This is a genomic window from Marivirga lumbricoides (assembly GCF_014636295.1).
Taxonomy (GTDB): Bacteria; Bacteroidota; Bacteroidia; order Cytophagales; family Cyclobacteriaceae; genus Marivirga; species Marivirga lumbricoides.
On the sequence record NZ_BMEC01000003.1, the window covers coordinates 314,216 to 333,296 of the forward strand.

Annotated in this window: 17 protein-coding genes and 1 pseudogene; 13 read left to right on the plus strand and 5 right to left on the minus strand. The window is 36.9% G+C overall.

What is annotated here, in order from left to right:
* Positions 1 to 4 precede the first annotated feature (4 nt).
* The 3 genes from IEV85_RS06235 to sucD form a co-directional block, all read right to left on the minus strand.
* Positions 5 to 2,629, minus strand: coding sequence for a valine--tRNA ligase (locus IEV85_RS06235; protein ID WP_188461318.1), 2,625 nt, complete (start codon positions 2,627 to 2,629; stop codon positions 5 to 7).
* Positions 2,630 to 3,258: 629 nt separating this feature from the next.
* Positions 3,259 to 4,032 (minus strand): enoyl-CoA hydratase-related protein, encoded by a 774-nt coding sequence (locus tag IEV85_RS06240; protein ID WP_188461320.1) that lies wholly within the window; start codon positions 4,030 to 4,032, stop codon positions 3,259 to 3,261.
* Between the two features lie 722 nt (positions 4,033 to 4,754).
* Positions 4,755 to 5,627, minus strand: a complete 873-nt coding sequence (gene sucD / locus IEV85_RS06245) for a succinate--CoA ligase subunit alpha (protein ID WP_188461322.1) — start codon at positions 5,625 to 5,627, stop codon at positions 4,755 to 4,757.
* Between the two features lie 116 nt (positions 5,628 to 5,743).
* Here sucD and IEV85_RS06250 point away from each other — a divergent pair, with 116 nt between their 5' ends.
* Both IEV85_RS06250 and IEV85_RS06255 read left to right on the plus strand, forming a co-directional pair.
* Positions 5,744 to 6,607 carry a fructosamine kinase family protein gene (locus tag IEV85_RS06250; RefSeq protein ID WP_188461324.1) on the plus strand — a complete coding sequence of 288 codons (864 nt, stop codon included), beginning with the start codon at positions 5,744 to 5,746 and terminating at the stop codon, positions 6,605 to 6,607.
* Between the two features lie 163 nt (positions 6,608 to 6,770).
* On the plus strand, positions 6,771 to 7,136 hold the full coding sequence (locus tag IEV85_RS06255; RefSeq protein WP_188461326.1) for a hypothetical protein: 366 nt from the start codon (positions 6,771 to 6,773) through the stop codon (positions 7,134 to 7,136).
* A 108-nt stretch (positions 7,137 to 7,244) separates the two neighbouring features.
* Here the strand turns inward: IEV85_RS06255 and IEV85_RS06260 are convergent, their stop codons facing one another.
* Positions 7,245 to 8,972, minus strand: a complete 1,728-nt coding sequence (locus IEV85_RS06260; protein WP_188461328.1) for an alanine/glycine:cation symporter family protein — start codon at positions 8,970 to 8,972, stop codon at positions 7,245 to 7,247.
* A 676-nt stretch (positions 8,973 to 9,648) separates the two neighbouring features.
* Between IEV85_RS06260 and IEV85_RS06265 the strand changes: the two genes are divergently transcribed.
* The 3 genes from IEV85_RS06265 to IEV85_RS06275 are packed head-to-tail and all read left to right on the plus strand — an operon-like array spanning position 9,649 to position 11,088.
* Complete coding sequence (locus IEV85_RS06265; protein WP_188461330.1) at positions 9,649 to 10,080, plus strand: DUF2141 domain-containing protein; 432 nt, start codon at positions 9,649 to 9,651, stop codon at positions 10,078 to 10,080.
* Positions 10,081 to 10,086: 6 nt separating this feature from the next.
* Positions 10,087 to 10,548, plus strand: a complete 462-nt coding sequence (locus IEV85_RS06270) for a hypothetical protein (RefSeq protein WP_188461332.1) — start codon at positions 10,087 to 10,089, stop codon at positions 10,546 to 10,548.
* Positions 10,549 to 10,560: 12 nt separating this feature from the next.
* On the plus strand, positions 10,561 to 11,088 hold the full coding sequence (locus tag IEV85_RS06275; protein ID WP_188461334.1) for a hypothetical protein: 528 nt from the start codon (positions 10,561 to 10,563) through the stop codon (positions 11,086 to 11,088).
* A gap of 74 nt (positions 11,089 to 11,162) precedes the next feature.
* Here the strand turns inward: IEV85_RS06275 and recA are convergent.
* Positions 11,163 to 12,156 (minus strand): annotated as a pseudogene (gene recA, locus IEV85_RS06280) (recombinase RecA).
* A gap of 103 nt (positions 12,157 to 12,259) precedes the next feature.
* Here recA and IEV85_RS06285 point away from each other — a divergent pair.
* The 8 genes from IEV85_RS06285 to rpsB all read left to right on the plus strand — a co-directional run bounded on the left by IEV85_RS06285 (position 12,260) and on the right by rpsB (position 18,993).
* Complete coding sequence (locus IEV85_RS06285; RefSeq protein ID WP_188461336.1) at positions 12,260 to 13,387, plus strand: hypothetical protein; 1,128 nt, start codon at positions 12,260 to 12,262, stop codon at positions 13,385 to 13,387.
* Between the two features lie 88 nt (positions 13,388 to 13,475).
* Positions 13,476 to 14,510: an aminopeptidase gene (locus IEV85_RS06290; protein ID WP_188461338.1), complete on the plus strand. Its 1,035-nt coding sequence runs from the start codon at positions 13,476 to 13,478 to the stop codon at positions 14,508 to 14,510.
* 123 nt (positions 14,511 to 14,633) lie between these two features.
* Positions 14,634 to 15,323: a response regulator gene (locus IEV85_RS06295; RefSeq protein WP_188461340.1), complete on the plus strand. Its 690-nt coding sequence runs from the start codon at positions 14,634 to 14,636 to the stop codon at positions 15,321 to 15,323.
* A 21-nt stretch (positions 15,324 to 15,344) separates the two neighbouring features.
* Positions 15,345 to 16,439: a sensor histidine kinase gene (locus IEV85_RS06300; protein ID WP_188461342.1), complete on the plus strand. Its 1,095-nt coding sequence runs from the start codon at positions 15,345 to 15,347 to the stop codon at positions 16,437 to 16,439.
* Positions 16,440 to 16,456: 17 nt separating this feature from the next.
* Complete coding sequence (locus IEV85_RS06305; protein ID WP_188461345.1) at positions 16,457 to 17,173, plus strand: RluA family pseudouridine synthase; 717 nt, start codon at positions 16,457 to 16,459, stop codon at positions 17,171 to 17,173.
* A 171-nt stretch (positions 17,174 to 17,344) separates the two neighbouring features.
* Positions 17,345 to 17,788 (plus strand): 50S ribosomal protein L13, encoded by a 444-nt coding sequence (gene rplM, locus IEV85_RS06310; RefSeq protein ID WP_188461347.1) that lies wholly within the window; start codon positions 17,345 to 17,347, stop codon positions 17,786 to 17,788.
* An 11-nt stretch (positions 17,789 to 17,799) separates the two neighbouring features.
* Positions 17,800 to 18,186 carry a 30S ribosomal protein S9 gene (rpsI, locus tag IEV85_RS06315; RefSeq protein WP_188461349.1) on the plus strand — a complete coding sequence of 129 codons (387 nt, stop codon included), beginning with the start codon at positions 17,800 to 17,802 and terminating at the stop codon, positions 18,184 to 18,186.
* 30 nt (positions 18,187 to 18,216) lie between these two features.
* A complete protein-coding gene (gene rpsB, locus IEV85_RS06320) occupies positions 18,217 to 18,993 on the plus strand; it encodes a 30S ribosomal protein S2 (RefSeq protein WP_188461351.1) in 777 nt (258 codons plus the stop codon).
* Positions 18,994 to 19,081 lie beyond the last annotated feature (88 nt).

Sequence of the window (19,081 nt, forward strand, 5' to 3'; positions counted from 1 at the left end):
AAACTTATTTCAGGCTCTCTAACCTCTCTTCCAACGTTTTAATCTTAGCTTCCGCATCAGACTGTTTCTTTTTTTCCATGGCAATTACCTGCTCAGGAGCATTATTTACGAACCTTTCGTTGCTCAACTTTTTCACTACACTGTTAAGGAAACCTTTAGTGTATTCCAGATCTTTGGTTACTTCCGCCTTCTCTTTTTCAACATCAATTGCGCCCTCCATGGGAATAAAACATTCATCAGATTTAATTAAAAAGCTGACAGCATTATCAATCTTTTCACTTGTGAAAATTATAGTTTCGAGATTGGCTAGCTTGTAGATAAATGCGCTGTACTTTTCATAAACTATCTGCTCATCTGTTTTCACATAGAGCTTTAATGCTTCTTTAGGAGAAATGCCTTTTGAGGCTCTAATGTTTCTGATTTGAGATATTAAATCGAATGCAACCTGTGCTTGTAGTACAATCTGTTCGTCAAATGATTTGGCTTCCGGCCATTGTGCAATAATTAATGCTTCCTTAGGTGATCTTGATTGAATCTGTTGCCATAGCTCTTCGGTAAGGAACGGCATAAATGGATGCAAGATTTTCATTAACTCCTCAAAGAAGGTAATGGTAGCATCATAACTCTTTTGATCTATAGGATCTCCATAAGGTGGCTTTACCAGCTCAAGGTATAATGAACAGTAATCATCCCAGATTAACTTGTAAACGGTCATTAAAGCATCCGAAATTCTGAATTTGCTAAAATGATCTTCTATTTCAACTAGAGATTGGTTAAGACGTGCTTCAAACCATTTTTGTGCTTTAACTGACGCTTCAGGAGTTTCTGTATCAGTAATTTCCCAACCTTTAATCAATCGGAAAGCATTCCATATTTTATTACCAAAATTCCAACCTTGCTCACATAGTTTAATGTCAAACAGCAAGTCGTTTCCGGCAGCTGATGATAACAAAAGTCCTGTTCTAACACCGTCTGCTCCATGGTTTTTGATCAGGTCCAAGGGGTCAGGTGAGTTACCCAGTTGCTTGGACATCTTACGTCCCTGCGTATCTCTCACAATACCAGTTAAGTAAACATTGTTAAAAGGTTTTTTTCCTTTAAACTCATAACCGGCAATAATCATTCTGGCTACCCAGAAGAATAGAATATCCGGCCCTGTTACTAAATCATTAGTAGGGTAATAGTAATTGAAATCTTCATTATCAGGATCTTTAAATCCATCAAAAACAGACATTGGCCATAACCAGGAGCTGAACCACGTGTCCAAAACATCATCCTCCTGCTTCAAATCCTTTGAAGTAAGTGTTGAATCAGACATTTTTTCTTTTGCCAGTTCAAGTGCTTCTTCCTCCGATTTGGCCACTACAAAATCACCATTAGGCAAATAATAGGCAGGAATTCGCTGTCCCCACCATAGTTGACGGGAAATGCACCAATCGCGTACATTCTCCATCCAATGCTTGTAAGTATTCTTGAATTTAGGCGGAATGAGCTGAATAGTATCATTCATTACATTCTCATAAGCCGGCTTTACCAGCTCTTCCATCTTTACAAACCATTGTAGTGAAAGCTTAGGCTCTATTACGGCATTGGTTCTTTCGGAGTGTCCTACATTGCTTGTATACTCTTCTTCTTTCTCTAAAATGCCATCTTCTTTAAACATTTTAGCTATTTTCTTTCTGGCGATAAACCTGTCTTCTCCTACTAAAATCTGCGCTTTCTCATTAAGTGTTCCGTCATCATTGATAATGTCGATAACAGGTAAGTTATGGCGCAAGCCGATTTCATAATCGTTAATATCATGAGCAGGAGTTACTTTTAAACAACCTGTACCAAATTCCATGTCAACATAATCATCCTCGATAATAGGAATGCTCTTATTAATGATAGGAATGATGGCACGCTTACCTTTTAGGTGCTCAAAACGTGAGTCATTTGGATTAATGCATATTGCGGCATCCGCCATAATAGTTTCCGGGCGTGTAGTAGCAATTACTAAATAATCATTACCACCTTCCACGCGGTATTTTATATGATATAGTTTTGAGGGTACCTCTTTAAAGATTACTTCATCGTCAGCTAGTGCAGTTTTTCCTTCAGGATCCCAGTTTACCATTCTAATGCCCCTGTATATATAACCTTTCTTGTATAAGTCTACAAAAACTTCAATTACAGCAGCTGAAAGGTCTTCTTCCATGGTGAAACGCTCTCTGTCCCAATCGCATGAAGCCCCTAATTTTTTAAGTTGCTGGAGGATGATGCCTCCGTATTTCTCTTTCCATTCCCATGCATGCTTCATAAACTCCTCACGGGTAAGGTCACTTTTTTTAATACCTTTTTCTTTAAGCAGGTTTACTACCTTAGCTTCTGTTGCAATGGAAGCATGATCGGTACCTGGTACCCAGCAGGCTTCTTTCCCTTGCATTCTGGCTCTTCTAATAAGTACATCCTGGATGGTATTGTTGAGCATGTGGCCCATGTGCAACTGCCCTGTAACATTGGGAGGAGGGATGACAATAGTATATGGCTCTTTATTCTTATCAGGCTTGGATGCGAAAAACTTGTGCTCCATCCAATATTGGTACCATTTGTCTTCTATTTCCGTTGGATTGTATTTTGTTGCCGACATGCTATTTTATTATGTATTTCTTATTAAGCTTGCAAAATTAGGCATTTTATGCATGTTTTTCTATTTTTTTAGAGATGTCTTTGCATAAGATGTCTATGGTTATTGCGAGCATTCAATTCTGCCTTTAGGGGAGAATTATGCGCGGTAATCTTTTGAATCCCCCCTCATTCTTGTTTGCAACAATGAGGGGGAATATTGTATTTGAGAATACTAATAGCAAGTAAATAGGAGTTGCAAACTTCCTGAGTTATAAACCTTTGTTTGCCATCAGTATTAGAAACAGGCATTCATTAATGTATGGTGGAACGTGAGACACGTACCATGGCCAAGACATTTTTTAAATTTAGTGAGGTTTGGTTATTGCGAGCATTCAATTCTGCCTTTAGGGGAGAATTATGCGCGGCAATCTTTTGAATTCCCCCTCATACTTGTTTGCAACAATGAGGGGAGGTATTGTATTTGAGAATACTAATAGCAAGTAACTAGGAGTCGTATACTTCCTGAGCTATAAACCTTTGTTTGCAATCAGTATTAGAAACAGGCATTTATTAATGTATAGTGGAACGTGAGACACGTACCATGGCCAAGAGGGGGATAATTTTATAATTACGATTTAAATTGTATCTGGATTACTTCCCTTTAAAATCCGGCTTTCTTTTTTCCACGAAGGCATTCATCCCCTCGGTTTGGTCTTCAGAGGCGAATGTCAGGTAGAAGTTTTTACGCTCAAAATGCAGCCCTTCATCTAAGTGAGTCTCAAAAGTTCTGTTAACTGATTCTTTCGCTAATTTTACGGCTACAGGAGATAGTTGGGCAATTTGTTCTGCAAGTTCTACTGCAGCATCTAAATACATTTCCACCGGTACTACTTTGTTAATTAGTCCCACCTTCTCTGCTTCATCAGCTGATATAAATTTGCCTGTTAAAACCATTTCCATAGCTTTTGCTTTACCTATGGCTCGGGTGAGCCTTTGGGTGCCACCTGCTCCCGGCATCACCCCAATTTTTATTTCAGGTTGGCCGAACTTAGCAGTTTCCGAAGCAACTATCATATCGCAGGTCATGGCTAACTCGCAACCACCACCTAAAGCAAATCCTGAAACAGCTGCAATAATAGGCTTCTTGGTTTTTTTGATTTGATCCCAGGTGCTGAATTGATCTACATTGAGCATGTCAATAGCCGTTTTACCTGCCATTTGTTTAATGTCTGCTCCGGCAGCAAATGCTTTTTCGTTGCCTGTTAGAATGATGGCACGCACTGTATCATCTTCATCTAAGTTTTTTAATGCATCTCTCAGCTCCCCCATTAACTGCAGGTTTAAAGCATTTAATTCTTTAGGTCGGTTAAGGGTGATAAGTGCAATGTGTTTTTTATAGCTGTTGTCTACTTTTATGAATTCCATACTGTAAAGATAAAAAGCACAAATGCATAAAAAAGTGTGGAGCATAAAAAAAGCCCTCTTTTTTCAAAGAAGGCTTTAATATTAAACAGGTGTATGAATAAATTTGTGTGTTTGTATAGTTATATACATCTCGCAGAATAAAAGTAACCCTTCAATTAAAAGAAATTTTAAATAATTGTTAACTTTATCTCAAGCGTCTGATAGTCAATGGGTTTTAGTAAACAAAAATCTCGTAAAAAACTAAGATTAGATGATGGTACGTGAGACACATGGTATGGAGGCTCAGAGGGGTAATTCTGGTTGTTGCCTGAATTCTGCTTTTGACACAACTAGTTACAACAATTTTTTGATCCGGTAACTTTTAAATGAAAGACTGCTTTACTCATCCTCTTTTGTAACAAGAATAGCTGAAATGCATTTGAAATGCAGCATGTTAAAAAGTTTTAAAACAGAAAAGCCTCCCGTGTTAAAAAGAGGCTTTCTGTGTGTTAAACAGGTGTATGAATAAATTTGTGTGTTTGTATAGTTATATACATCTCGCAGAACAAAAGTAACCCCTTAAAAAGAAAAAATGTAAAATAAAAACAACTTTTGTTATAAAGCATACATTTTCAGCAGTTTAGGGATGTGTTTTTTATTACTATTAATTTAATTCAAACAAAATAAAAAGGGGATGATTTTCATCATCCCCTCTTAATTATAAAGTTTTGTCTTAGCTCTAATTAAGCTAGTGCTTTTTTCATTGTCTCGCCTATGTCAGCAGGAGACTGTACTACGTGGATTCCACACTCAGCCATAATTTTCATTTTAGCTTCCGCTGTATCATCTTTTCCACCGATAATAGCACCAGCATGTCCCATTCTTCTTCCTGCAGGAGCAGTTTTACCAGCAATAAAACCTACAACTGGTTTTTTGTTACCATTTTCTTTGATCCAACGAGCCGCTTCAGCCTCATAGTTTCCACCAATTTCACCAATCATTACAATGGCATCAGTTTCATCATCTTCCATTAACATCTTAACAGCTTCTTTAGTAGGAGTACCAATAATTGGATCTCCACCAATTCCTATAGCTGTAGAAATACCAAACCCGGCTTTCACTATTTGGTCGGCTGCCTCATAAGTTAAAGTCCCTGATTTTGAAACAATACCTATTTTACCTTTTTTGAAAACAAAGCCTGGCATAATACCAACTTTAGCTTCTCCCGGAGTGATAACTCCCGGACAGTTAGGACCTATTAAAACTAAATCTTTATCTTGAATATAGGTTTTAGCCTGCATCATATCTTTTACAGGAATACCTTCAGTAATAGTAATAATAACTTTTATACCGGCATCAGCAGCTTCCATAATTGCATCAGCAGCAAAAGCTGGTGGAACGAAAATGATAGAAACATTAGCGCCTGCTTTTTCAACAGCTTCACTAACTGTGTTAAATACAGGTTTGCCCAAATGAGTTTGGCCACCTTTTCCAGGAGTTACTCCGCCTACAAGGTTAGTACCATATTCTATCATTTGTTCAGCATGGAAAGTACCTTCAGAACCGGTAAATCCTTGCACTATAACTTTGGAATCTTTATTTACTAAAACGCTCATTAATACTCATTTTTAAGTTTGTGCAAAAATAGAAGAATTGACTGCATTCCCCAAGTAAAATCACGTCTTAGTTTTTCACCCCTTTCATTTCTGCCGGATTTTTATAAAATTTAGAAATGATTGCTTCAGAAATACTTCATTTCCTTAAAGAATTTCACCAGTGTGATATAGCAGATGTCTCTGTGACAGGGGGTGGCAGTATAAATAATTGCTTTAGTTATTTGGCTAAAGGTGAAAAATTCTTCCTAAAATATAATGACTCCAGGCAGTTTCCGGATATTATACATTTTGATGAAGAAGGCCTGTCTGCTATTGCTGCTACCAATACTATTGCTACACCCTCAGTAGTAGCCTGTGAAAATGTAGGTAACTATGAAGTGTTAGTGCTTCCATTTATTGAGCAGGAAAGGCCTGGAAAATTGTTTTGGGAGCAATTTGGACAGAATCTGGCAGCGTTACATTTTAAAGAGGCTCCTTTTTATGGCTGGCAGCATGATAATTATATTGGTAGCTTGCATCAAAGTAACAGACAGCAAAAACAATATTTACCTTTTCTCGTGCAAGAGAGGCTTCAAAAACAAATAGCTTTAGCAAACAGGAATAACTCGCTTAGTGAAAAAGATAATGCAGCTTTTGAGCAACTGTTCAAACAACTTCCTGATATTATTCCTGAAGCTCAGGCAAGTTTAGTGCATGGTGATTTATGGAGTGGTAACTTTGTAGTGGGTAAAGGGCAAACTCCTTACTTAATTGACCCTTCTATCCACTATAGTTTCAGAGAAACTGACTTAGCTTTTACATACCTTTTTGGTGGCTTTCATCAAAAGTTTTATGAAGCCTACGAAGAAAGCTTTCCTCTTTCTCCCGGCTTTCAGGAAAGGATAGGGATATATAATTTATATCCGCTTCTTGTTCATCTTAATCTATTTGGAAATTCCTACCTGCACTCCATCCGCGATGTATTGAAAAAAATCTCTTAATACGGTGTTCTTTTTTGGGATGAAAAGTGTTCATTAGTGTACAGTGCTGAAACATGGAGTTTTTAAAAACTGCTTTTAAATGCTTTAAATGGCGATATGCAACTATGTAATATTTGGCAGCGTCTTAGCAGTATAGAAACAAAAAACTAAAAAAATTAAGAACATGAAAAATTTAAAAACCTCCGCAAAAGTAAGTTTGATAGCAACTGTAATTGCTTGCATCACAACAGTAGATGTAATGGCAAATGACACTGATGATAAGGCAGTGGAAAAAGCGAAAGAAGCCAAATATATCGCAGAGATGACTGCAGAATCTGATTTGGATAGAATGGAAAGAGAGCTGATTGATGAAGGTGTTATTCTATGTGATAACGTAACAATCGTAAAAATCTTAGGAGAAAATGACGAGGTAGTTTATGAAGGAGAATTGACTTCTTTTGAAACTGAAGATATTCAATTAAGAAAATATATGGCTAAAGCTGATTTTCTTCTGAATGTGGATAATATCTCTTTCTACAGAATATTCTAAAACTTTGAGTATTGGTTGAATAATGGTTGTTAATTCTGAAGGGAATTAACAAATAAGGCACGGATCATCTCCGTGCCTTGTTTGTTTAATGTGACCTCGCTAAAATAGTTACTTAAACTTAGGGTGTTTAACGCCTGGGAAATTCTCCTCAAAAAACTCACCATACTCACGAATGGTTCTCTTCATATCTTTCCTTAGCCAGATAATACCTATTAAGTTAGGAATAGTCATCAAAGCAATAGTAATAGCAGATAGAGTCCAGATGATGGTGGTATCTTGGAAAGAAGCAAAGAAAAATGCCACCACATAAACGATACGATAGTAAACTACCGACTTGGTGCCAAATAGATAAGTCATAGCTCTGTCTCCATAATAAGACCAGCTAATGGCTGTGCTGAAAGCAAATAGTAATAAACCAATAGCAACTATATACTGTCCGTAGTCACCGAAAAAGCCTCTGTTAAAAGCTAAAGCAGTTAGAGGAGAGCTATGAACCAGCGATTTACCAATAAACTTTAAAGGTGTTTTATCTACAATATTTCCATTGCTAACTGCAATTGAGCCTGTGAATAATGCATCAGATAGCAAGCCTTCATCTTTATAAACAATTATGCTGTCAGCGAAGCTTCGGGCATGCAGAAACGTGAAAGCTTCATTGTTAGTGATTCTTCCATTTTCTACTTCAATATTACCAGTATATTCAGCTAACTTTTCATTGTCATTTAAGTGGTCATAAACCTTCTGAACATGTTCAGGATTGTTTTCTGCAAATTGTTTAGAAAGTATTTCAATTTCAGTATACTCAAATTGATTAGTATGTTTTTCATTCCATGCACCTGATGATAAAAGCACCAGGCCAGTCACTGTACAAATAATAATGGTATCAATAAAAGGTTCCAGAATGGCCACCATACCTTCTGATAGTGGCTCATTAGCTTTAGCGGAAGCGTGTGCAATAGGCGCAGAACCCTGACCTGCTTCATTGGAAAATAATCCTCTGTTTACCCCTCTGTTAAAAGCAAAGGCCAAATTAGCACCAATAAAACCACCAGTAGCAGCGGATCCGGTAAAAATATCACCGAAAATAGCACCAAGGGAAGGGATAATATTTTCGTAGTTAAAGAAGATTACCGCAAAAGCACCAATGAAGTAAATAATGGCCATTCCCGGTACAAGTTTGGAGGTAACTGCTGCAATTCTTTTAATTCCTCCAATGATAACCAACCCGAGCAAAACTGCTAAAACAGCTCCTGTTAAAACCTGATCTATACCGAAAGTAGCCAGTAAAGTGCTGGAGATACTATTAATTTGAGGTAAACTGCCTGTTCCAAAAGACGAAAGAACAGTGGCAAACGCAAAAATTGCAGCTAGCCATTTCAAACTGACTTTTTTTCCGCCGAGGGTAAAATTAGCATTTCTCATATAATACATTGGGCCACCAGCCATAGAACCATCATCAAGTTTTGTTCTGTATTTATGAGATAGCGCTACTTCCACAAATTTTGTACACATACCTAAAACTGCGGTCATCAACATCCAGAATAGAGCAGCCGGCCCCCCCAGGTGAATGGCAAATGCAACACCTGCAATATTTCCTGTGCCCACTGTACCTGATAAGGCAGTTGCCAGTGCCTGAAAGTGAGAAGTATCTCCCGGCAAATCTTTTCTATCAAATTTCCCTGAAACAATTCTTACAGCATGTCTGAAAAATCTTATCTGAGGGAATTTAAGATAAATTGTAAAGAACAATCCTGTTCCCAACAGGGCGTAAGGAAACCACGCGGCACTGCCAATATAACTGTCAATTAATTCAAGGAAATTATTAACTTCTTGCATAAAATATGAGTTGATATAATATTTTAAAGATTATGAGTGTGAGCAAAACTAACAAATATTATGTTAGATAATAGGATTTATAATTAAGAATTATATTAAAAGTGCTGTAATAGTAGCTTTAAGCTTGATTTGCGAAAGTTCTAATAGCGTAAAACAGCTCTTAAGTTCAGTCTTTAAAATATATAATTGAAATAATAGAAAAGGGATTTCACAAGATTAATTACACTTGCTCTATTAACCTAAAAAACCTCAGTTCGATTAATAAAATGGCGTGCCCGCTAAGGAGAGGCAGGCTATGCTGCAAAATTAAGACTTACTTTTTCCAAAGGCTTAATTATGCTGCCTGTGCCGACCAATTGAAATATCTCCTGTTATAGTACAATCAGACTATGGATGCCGATGTGTCGGCTCAAGTTGATTTTTTTTTGAAAAATGTAATCCCGATCGATTGGGACCGGAATAGCTTGTCCTGCCAAAGCGGGAATAATCTGAAGGGCTTTTAAAGCAAATTAAGAATCAAACTCAGGTTAAAAGTATTCTAATTAAGAATATGACGTAAAGAGTAACTGTCAGTTTTAAAAGTTTCATTTCATTATAAGCTTTTAATCAAGTAGTTTTATACCTATATCAATTACATATCGTTAATACATTTTCATAACAAATAAATTATCTTAATATGCTATATGCTATTTTAATTGCCTTTCAGATGATAATAAGTGGTAATAATCTGAATGCAGAAACAGGAACAATAAAAGTGCAGGTAAAAGAATTCAGAAATACAGAAGGTCATCTTTTGGTTTCCCTTTTTAATTCCAGTGAACATTTTCCTGATAAGGGTGAAAAAGCTTTTAGGACTAAGAAAGTGAAAGTGAATAAAAAAGTGCATGAAGTAGTTTTTGAAGATGTGCCATATGGCGAATATGCTGTTATTTTTCTGCACGATGAAAATGATAATGAAGATATGGATACCAATTTTGTAGGTGCGCCAAAGGAAGGATATGGTACCAGTAATGATGCAGTAAATACTTTCAGCGCCCCTAAGTATGAGGAGGCTAAGTTCACATTGAACAGTTCAACCAAAAATCTTTCATTAAAAATATTTTATTAAATGAAGATGAGGTTTTGGTGTTTTATTGTATTAATTATTTCAGCTTGTTCTCCTGAAACAAAAAATGAAACGGCTGAGAATACTTTATGGTTATATGAAGCTGAGGTTCTTAAAAGCGGCAAGAGTATTCCTATTGATGAATATAATAAAAGCATAGAAAAAGCGCTTTCCATGCGCTTGCCATGGGCCTATAGTCCGCTGACAATCGCACTGCGGATAGCAGGTCAGCAAATGGTTAGTTCTGAATTGAATGTGGTCTCAAAAAGCTTGAGCGGAAATGAACTGGTGACTCATGCAGTGGTGCTGGTTGAAAAGAAAAACTTGCAAGATAAAAGATTGCAAGATCAGTATTTTAGAGTGGAGTTAAAATTGGGAGGAAGCATTTGGCAGGTAACTCAAATTAATACAGCCTGGAAGTGTAGAGAGGGCAGAGGACAACAAGCACTTAGCGCTGAAGAATGTAAATAGAATTTCTATAGGATGATGAGAGGTATATTTTATTTAATTCTTTTTTGTTCATATACACAAGTATATTCTCAACAAACAATTTTTAAATTATCCTATGCTTTAAAAGGTCACTGTGAGAATTCGTTTGATTATAATACAATACATAATAAGTGGGTTTTTAAAAAGTTTGATAATGATTCAATACTTGCTTATCATTATCAACTTAATAATTATATTTCACCTTTTGAAAATAAGTTCTTATTTCAGACAGCCTATTTTATCCATTTTGAGGAGCTAAAGAAGTTAATAGATCGCATAGAAGAAATTATTCCGTGGGATGATAAAGATCAAGGAATAACGTATCCACGTCATCCTTCTTATAACTGTTTCACTTCGCCCCCACAGATCATTGCAAGTGTAAAGATAGAGAAGCTAAATAAGTCTCCAACAGAGTATTTTTTCGATTTAACTGGTGAACAAAATGTAGAAATATTGGCTGGTTTTCAGGAGACAGCAGATGCTTTTCTCAACGTTTTAACCCCATTTGAAAATAAGGATTAGCGGGTTTAAATTCCACCAGAAAAAAAGCCAATGAAATATGAATCTCATTGGCTTTTATTATAGAACTTAAAGTCTTATTTTTTTACAGCTTCTTTTTTGGGTTTTGCTTTCTCTTCAGTTGCACCTCCCTTAATTATGTCTCTGATTTTAGTTTCCAGTTCTTCCATTAGTTCAGGGTTGTCTAAGATCAATGTTTTTACAGCATCCCTGCCTTGTCCCAATTTATTATCCATATAAGAGAACCATGACCCGGCCTTTTTAATAACATCCAGCTCTACTCCTAAGTCAATAATTTCTCCTACTTTAGAAATTCCCTGGCCATACATCACATCAAACTCAACCACTTTAAAAGGAGGTGCTACCTTGTTTTTAACTACCTTCACTTTTACGCGGTTACCGGTAATATTATCGGGCCCTTCTTTAATGCTTCCTATTCTTCGAATATCCAACCTTACAGAGGCATAAAATTTCAATTTCTCTTAACTGGTTAATGAAAATACAGGCACAACCAGTTTTACTAATAGCTCCGGTCAACTTCCTTAAAGCCTGAGACATCAATCTTGCCTGTAATCCCATTTTACTGTCACCCATCTCGCCTTCCAGTTCACCTCTTGGTACTAAAGCAGCAACAGAGTCAATCACTACAATATCCAATGCTCCTGAACGAATTAAATGCTCAGCTATTTCTAAAGCCTGCTCACCATTGTCAGGCTGTGAGATAAGTAAATTTTCCGTATCTATTCCCAGCTTTTCAGCATAAGATTTATCAAAAGCATGCTCTGCATCAATAATTGCAGCCATGCCTCCTTTTTTCTGTGCTTCAGCAATACAATGCATTGCCAAAGTGGTTTTACCGGAGGATTCAGGGCCGTAGATTTCAATCACTCTACCGCGCGGAATTCCTCCCACACCCAAAGCAATATCCAAACCTAAAGAGCCGGTAGGAATAGCAGGTACATCAACCACTTTTTCATCGCTGAGTTTCATGACCGAACCTTTTCCGTATGTCTTGTCTAATTTATCTATTGTAAGCTGTAAAGCTTTTAATTTTTCGTTTTTTTCGCTCATGGTCTTATTTGTATATGCCTAATTTGTAACTTGCCGAATCGAATTTAGCAGGATTTGTGTCAATTGCCAAATGCTTTATATTTGCTTTTTAAATTAGCCCTTCATGCACGCCCGAAAATCTATTATTTTAGTATTTATTATTTTATTAATCCCTTTTTCTTCTTTAAAAGCCCAGCTGGATAATAGTGGATTGGAGCAACCGGTAGTTAAAGACACCACTTTGGAAACGCCCTTCAGTTTTACACTTCGTACTTTGGCATTTAATAAAAACAATGAATATTTTAACACAATTGTAAAAGGTTACACCCTGTTTGGTTATAGAATAACACCTGCTGTAGGATGGCAAATTAATAAGCAGGTTAAAGTAGAGGGTGGAGTTTTTCTGCAAAAAGATTTTGGCAACAATCAACTTACCTACGCCATTCCCTTTCTGGCCATTTTATATGACTGGCGAAATAGCCAGCTTTTGCTTGGGAATATAAACGGCTCTGTCCATCACCGCCAAATTGAACCATTGGAAGACTTTGAGAGGCTTTTATATGATGTGCCTGAAAGTGGCATTCAGTATATCTATAAAAAAAAGAAGATTTTTGCTGATTTCTGGATTAACTGGGAAAGAATGATTTATACCAACTCTCCTTTTCAGGAAAGAGTATCAGGAGGATTGGTAAGTACTTACGATTTGCACAAAGATGAAAATGATCATTTGCAGTTTCATTATCAGTTCAGGGCCTACCATAAAGCGGGGCAAATTGATTCCGTTTTTGATGAGCCACTTGTTACCCGGTTTAATAATTCGTTAGGGCTTTCGTATGAGAAAAAATGGAACAACCATCTCTTCAAAGGTTATAAGTGGGAAGGACATTATGTGCATTTTCTGGATAATTCAAACTCTTTCGAACTGCCGTATATCCAGGGATACGGCTATTACCTCAACGGTACTTTAAAAACTAAATTGGGTGATTTTATGCTCAGTTACTGGTACGGGGACCACTTTTATTCTTACAAAGGAGGGAGGATTTATCAGTCCTATTCTACTATTACAGATTCCCGTAATTTTCAGGACGTAAGGCAGCTCTTGATTCTGAGGGTAATGAACGAGTTTCACATTGGTAATTCTGCCAAGTTACTCTTAAGGTTTGAGCCCTATTGGGACTTTGAAAATGACGTATTTGAGTTTTCACATGCTATTTATTTTAATATCTTTAAAACAATTCCTATTAAGAAATAGAATATAAGATATATCTAAAAGAATAGGGCGGACAAGTAGTTATATTTTTTTCATTATTTAAGCACCTCAAAATAACTAACAGAGTTCTATGAAAATAAGCTCAAGGCATATAGCCGGCATATTTCTGGTGATAGTGGCATTAATAGTTGCAGCAAAGTGGGAGCTAGTTTCCTATGGGTTAATGCAGGCAAAAGGACAGTGGGAAGTAATTTCCAAAGCCCAACCTCTGGAAGATTTCCTGGAAAGCGATGAAGTGCCTGATTCTATCAAACAAAAAATCCTTTTAGTTAACGAGATTAAGTCTTACGCTGTAACTGAGCTTAATATGCCTGCTTCCGATCAGTACACCAAAATGTACGATCAGAAAGGAAAGGATATTCTTTGGGTAGTAACAGCTTCCCATCCTTACCAACTAAGCAATTACAGCTGGGAATTCCCCTTTTTAGGAAAGGTTGAATACAAGGGCTTTTTTATTTATGATAAAGCCTTAGAACTGGAAAGCGAGCTTAGAAGTAAAGGCTATGATACCCGTTTAAGAAGTGTTGGTGCATGGTCAACACTCGGATGGCTTAACGACCCTATTTTAAGCAATGTGCTAGCTTATTCCGAAGGAAGATTGGCTGAGATGATTATCCATGAATTAACCCATGATGTGGTCTATATAAAAGACAGTGTGAATTTTAATGAGAACCTGGCTTCATTTATAGGCGCAAAAGGGGCTGTCGGTTTTCTTCAAAAGCATTACCCCAATGACAGTACCATTTTATCACGGTACAAAAAAAGGCTGACTGATAAAGAAACCCTTAATACTTTTATATCAGGATGGCTTCCCAGGTTTAAAAGGGTTTACCAGGAAATAAGGCATCTTTCCGTTGTAGAGAAGGAACAAATTAAGTACGAAACTTTTGAAAATTTTAAAGCGGAGTTAAAGGAGGTTCAGTTTTTCAACCCGGATTACGGCAAATTTATCATTGAAAACCCGGATTTTAATAATGCACATTTGTTGTCGTATAAGCGGTATGGAGGAACACAATCTGTCTTGGAAGAGGAATTTAAGCGCGAGCACCATTCGGATTTAAAGAAAATGCTTAATTATTACGCTACTCATTTCAATTCGCTGTAATGTGTTTAGGAATAAATGTTGTCTCATGTGTTCCTGATGTTAAGAAATTGTTATTAAGAGAGATATTGCTTAATTTATAAATATTTTTAGCGAGTTTTATGCTGTTAAATAAATGATCTAATTATGGGAAACAAGCAAAGCCTTAAAGTGCTTGTCGTGGATGATGAGTCAGACATTTTAGAATTGTTGGAATACAACCTGAAAAAAGAAGGCTACGATGTTAAAACTGCTAACGATGGAAGAAAGGCTGTAGAAATTGCTAAAGCTTTTCAGCCCCAACTTGTATTGTTAGATATTATGATGCCTAATCAGGATGGGGTAGAAACCTGCCGCCAACTACGTGATTTGCCGGAAACAATGAACTCATTTGTAATCTTCCTTACAGCACGCTCGGAAGAATATTCTGAAGTTGCGGCTTTTGAGAACGGTGCGGATGATTACATTACAAAACCCATTAAGCCACGTGCCTTAATGAGCAGAATTAATGCTTTTTTCAGAAGAGATGTAAAGAAGAAAAAAGACAGTAACAAAATTTCTGTAGGTAAGCTCACTATTGACAGAACCAGTTATACGGTTACCGTTGACGACAGACAAATTACCCTTCCTAAAAAGGAATTTGAGTTATTGTACTTCCTAGCGCAAAACCCTAATAAAGTATTTAACAGAGATGATTTATTGCAGAATATTTGGGGATCAGATGTATATGTGCTTGCAAGAACTGTAGACGTTCACGTAAGAAAAGTAAGGGAAAAAGTAGGAGAAGGTTATATTACTACAGTAAAAGGTGTAGGATATAAATTCGATTTGGTTTAGTTATATTTGCACTCACAAGTTATGTTCTATAATTCAAGGGGTGTTTCTATTTTATTGGCTTTATCGATTTCCATCGTTACAACTGCCTTTTTAAGCTTGCTGGAAAATATTTCTGATGTAGCTCTTATTCTTACATTTATATTATCCGGCTCAAGCTCCTATTTACTAATCTCAATAGTACTGGAATTTCTCTTTTTTAAAGAAATAAATAAGATTTACGATGTTTTTAATAAACTAGGGGAAAAAGATTATTCTTTTGTGGAGGAAATGGAGGAGAAGAAATCACTCAACCCCCTTAAGAAGATAAACCAGGAAATTTACTCCTATGCTGCCATTAAGCAACAGGAAATTGAGGAGCTAAAAAGAATGGCGGCTTACCGCAGAGAGTTTTTAGCAGATGTTTCGCATGAGTTAAAAACACCTATCTTTGCCGCCCAGGGATTTGTTTATACTTTATTGGATGGTGCTGTAAAGGACAAGGCAGTGCGTGGGAAATTTCTGAAAAAAGCTGCCAAAAGCCTGGATGGCCTGGAAATGCTGGTGAATGACCTCCTCACTTTGTCTCATATAGAAGCCGGTGAAATTAAAATGCACTTCGAAACTTTTAACCTCCTTTCACTTATGGAGGATGTTTTCGATCAATTTGAGGGCAAAGCAGACAAGAAAAGCATTGATTTGCAGTTTGATAAAGCATATACCAAGGAAATTGAAGTATATGCTGATTACCACAGGATTTACCAGGTAATGCTTAACCTAATTTCCAATGCTATTAAATATTCAGAGGACAATACAAAAGTGATTGTAGGCTTTGAAATAAAATCCAGTGAAGTGGAGATTTCTGTGCGAGATCATGGAACAGGTATTTCACCCGATCATATCAAGAGAATCTTTGAAAGATTTTACAGGATTGATAAAAGCAGATCGAAGGACAGGGGAGGTACAGGGCTTGGCCTGGCTATCGTAAAACATATAGTGGAGGCGCATGGCTCATCGGTTACAGTTACCAGTTCCCTGGGCAAAGGATCTACTTTTAGTTTCAAGTTGCCAAAAAAGGCCCGGCAAAAAGATAAAGCAGAAAAGGCATCACAAAAAACAAAGTTGCCTGAAGTGAAGTAGCAGTTTAAAAGCAAGATATGTACATTAACTCTTTGAAAACACTGATTCTTGCAGAGTCAGACGATTATATTTTTATTAATAAACCACCTTTTTTTTCCACACTTTCGGATCGCTACGATACTATTACAATCTTGTCACTTGCTAAGGAGTATTGGGATGATGCGCAGATCTGCCATCGCCTTGACAAAGAAACCTCTGGAATTTTGCTGATAGCTAAAAATCCGGAAGCTTATAGAAATGCAGCTATCCAGTTCGAAAAGCGGCAGGTAGTAAAAAAATATCATGCCATTGCTGATGGTATACATCAGTTTAAAGAAGAGGAGGTAGACCTGCCACTTCATATCACTTCTTCAGGCTATGTAAAAGTGTCACATAAAAAGGGAAAGGCGGCCAAAACCGTTTTCAATACGCTGGAAGCATATAAAAAGCACACTTTGGTGGAATGTTTACCGGAATCGGGTAGAATGCATCAGATTAGAGTACACCTGGCAGCTATTAAAGCTTCCATCTCAGGAGATGAGGCATATGGCGGAACGCCATTGCTATTATCGGAGTTTAAAAAGAAATACCATTCAGGAAAGGAATCAGAAGAATTGCCTATTATGAAGAGGTTTGCTTTACATGCTGTTCAATTGGGACTCACCGACTTAGCCGGTAATTTTATTTCTTATGAAGCACCTTACCCTAAAGATTTTGCGGTAGCGGTAAAGCAATTGGAAAAAAATAAGCATTAAAGCGTGCTTTTGCAGTCAATTCATACTAATTTTTCCATAGAGTGTTGCATTTAAATTATTAAGCTTCTATCTTTGTGTCCCATTTAGAGGGAAGTATGCCTTATTTAGTCTTATACATAACTCTAAAAGGCTTATTTATAAGAAGTTAAGAACAATCAAAAAGAAAAAATAGTGGATACGCTTAGTTACAAAACCATCTCGGCAAATAACGCTACTGTAAACAAAGACTGGATCGTAGTAGATGCAGCGGGTAAAGTTTTAGGTAGGTTTGCAAGTGATGTAGCAAAATTAATCCGAGGAAAACATAAGCCCGGCTATACTCCTAATGTGGATTGTGGGGATAATGTGATTGTAATCAATGCTGATAAGATCATATTAACTGGTAAGAAATGGGATGATAGAGTTTACCAAAGGTATACTGGCTATCCGGGTGGACAGCGTGATACAACTCCTCGTCAGTTAAAAGCTAAATCTTCTGCTTTATTAGTAGAAAGATCAGTAAGAGGAATGTTACCTAAAAACAGATTAGGTAGAGAGTTGTTTAGAAACCTTTATGTATATGAAGGCGCTGAGCACCAGCATGAGGCACAAAAACCAACAATTAAAGAAATCTAAAAATATAATAGATGGAAGTTATAAATACCATTGGTAGAAGAAAAACATCTGTTGCCCGTTTGTTCTTACAATCAGGCAAAGGAAGCATTACTGTGAATTCAAAAGACTTCAAAGTTTATTTTCCTACTGAAATTTTACAAGCAATTGTACAGCAACCTTTAGCTACTTCTAATGTTGAAGGTTCTTTCGATTTAAAAGTTAATGTAGATGGTGGTGGCCCTGCAGGACAAGCTGAAGCTGTTCGTTTGGCTATTTCCCGTGCTTTGTGCGAGGTTGATCCCGAAAACAGACCTGCATTAAAGAAAGAAGGATTTCTTACAAGAGACCCAAGAATGGTTGAGCGTAAGAAGTACGGAAGAAGAAAAGCAAGGAAGAAATTCCAGTTTAGCAAGCGTTAATCAATACATACTTAATAAATATAAATTTCTATGGCAAAGCTTGAGTACAAAGACTTACTGGAAGCTGGTGTACATTTCGGACACTTAACAAGAAAATGGGATCCAAGAATGGCTCCTTACATTTTTATGGAGCGTAATGGCATCCATATTATTGACTTGAACAAAACATTGGCAGCTCTTGATGAGGCTTGTCACGCTATTAAGCAACATGTACGTTCTGGTAAAAAAGTAATGTTTGTTGCAACTAAAAAGCAGGCACAAGACATCGTGCAGGAAGAAGCTAAAAGGTTGAACATGCCTTACGTTACTGACAGATGGTTGGGTGGTATGATGACCAACTTTGCAACTATCCGTAAGTCATTAAAAAAATTGTCAGGTATTGATAAGCTAATGAAAGAAGAAGCTTATTTAAACCTTGCAAAAAGAGAGCGTTTAATGATTCAGCGTGAGCGTGAAAAATTAGAGCGTATCTTAGGAGGTATCAGCGACTTAAATCGTTTGCCTTCAGCACTTTTCGTAGTGGATATCAAAAGAGAACACATCGCTATTAAAGAAGCACAGAAATTAAATATTCCTGTTTTCGCAATGGTTGATACTAACTCTGATCCTACCCAGGTTGATTATCCAATTCCGGCAAATGATGATGCGTGGAAATCAATCAGTATCATCTTGAAAACTTTCGGTAAAGCAATTGAAGAAGGTTTAATGGAAAGAAAAGCTGAGAAGGATGATGCTAAAATGAAACAAGCAGAGGAAGAGAAAAAGGCAGTTGACACCAAAGAGGAGTCCAAGGAATCAGCTGAATAAGTTATCTCAAACTAATAATATTGAGTAATGAAAAATTGAACATTGGGCTAGCTTCGATGTTCAATTTTTTTTTACGATCACTTTCAAG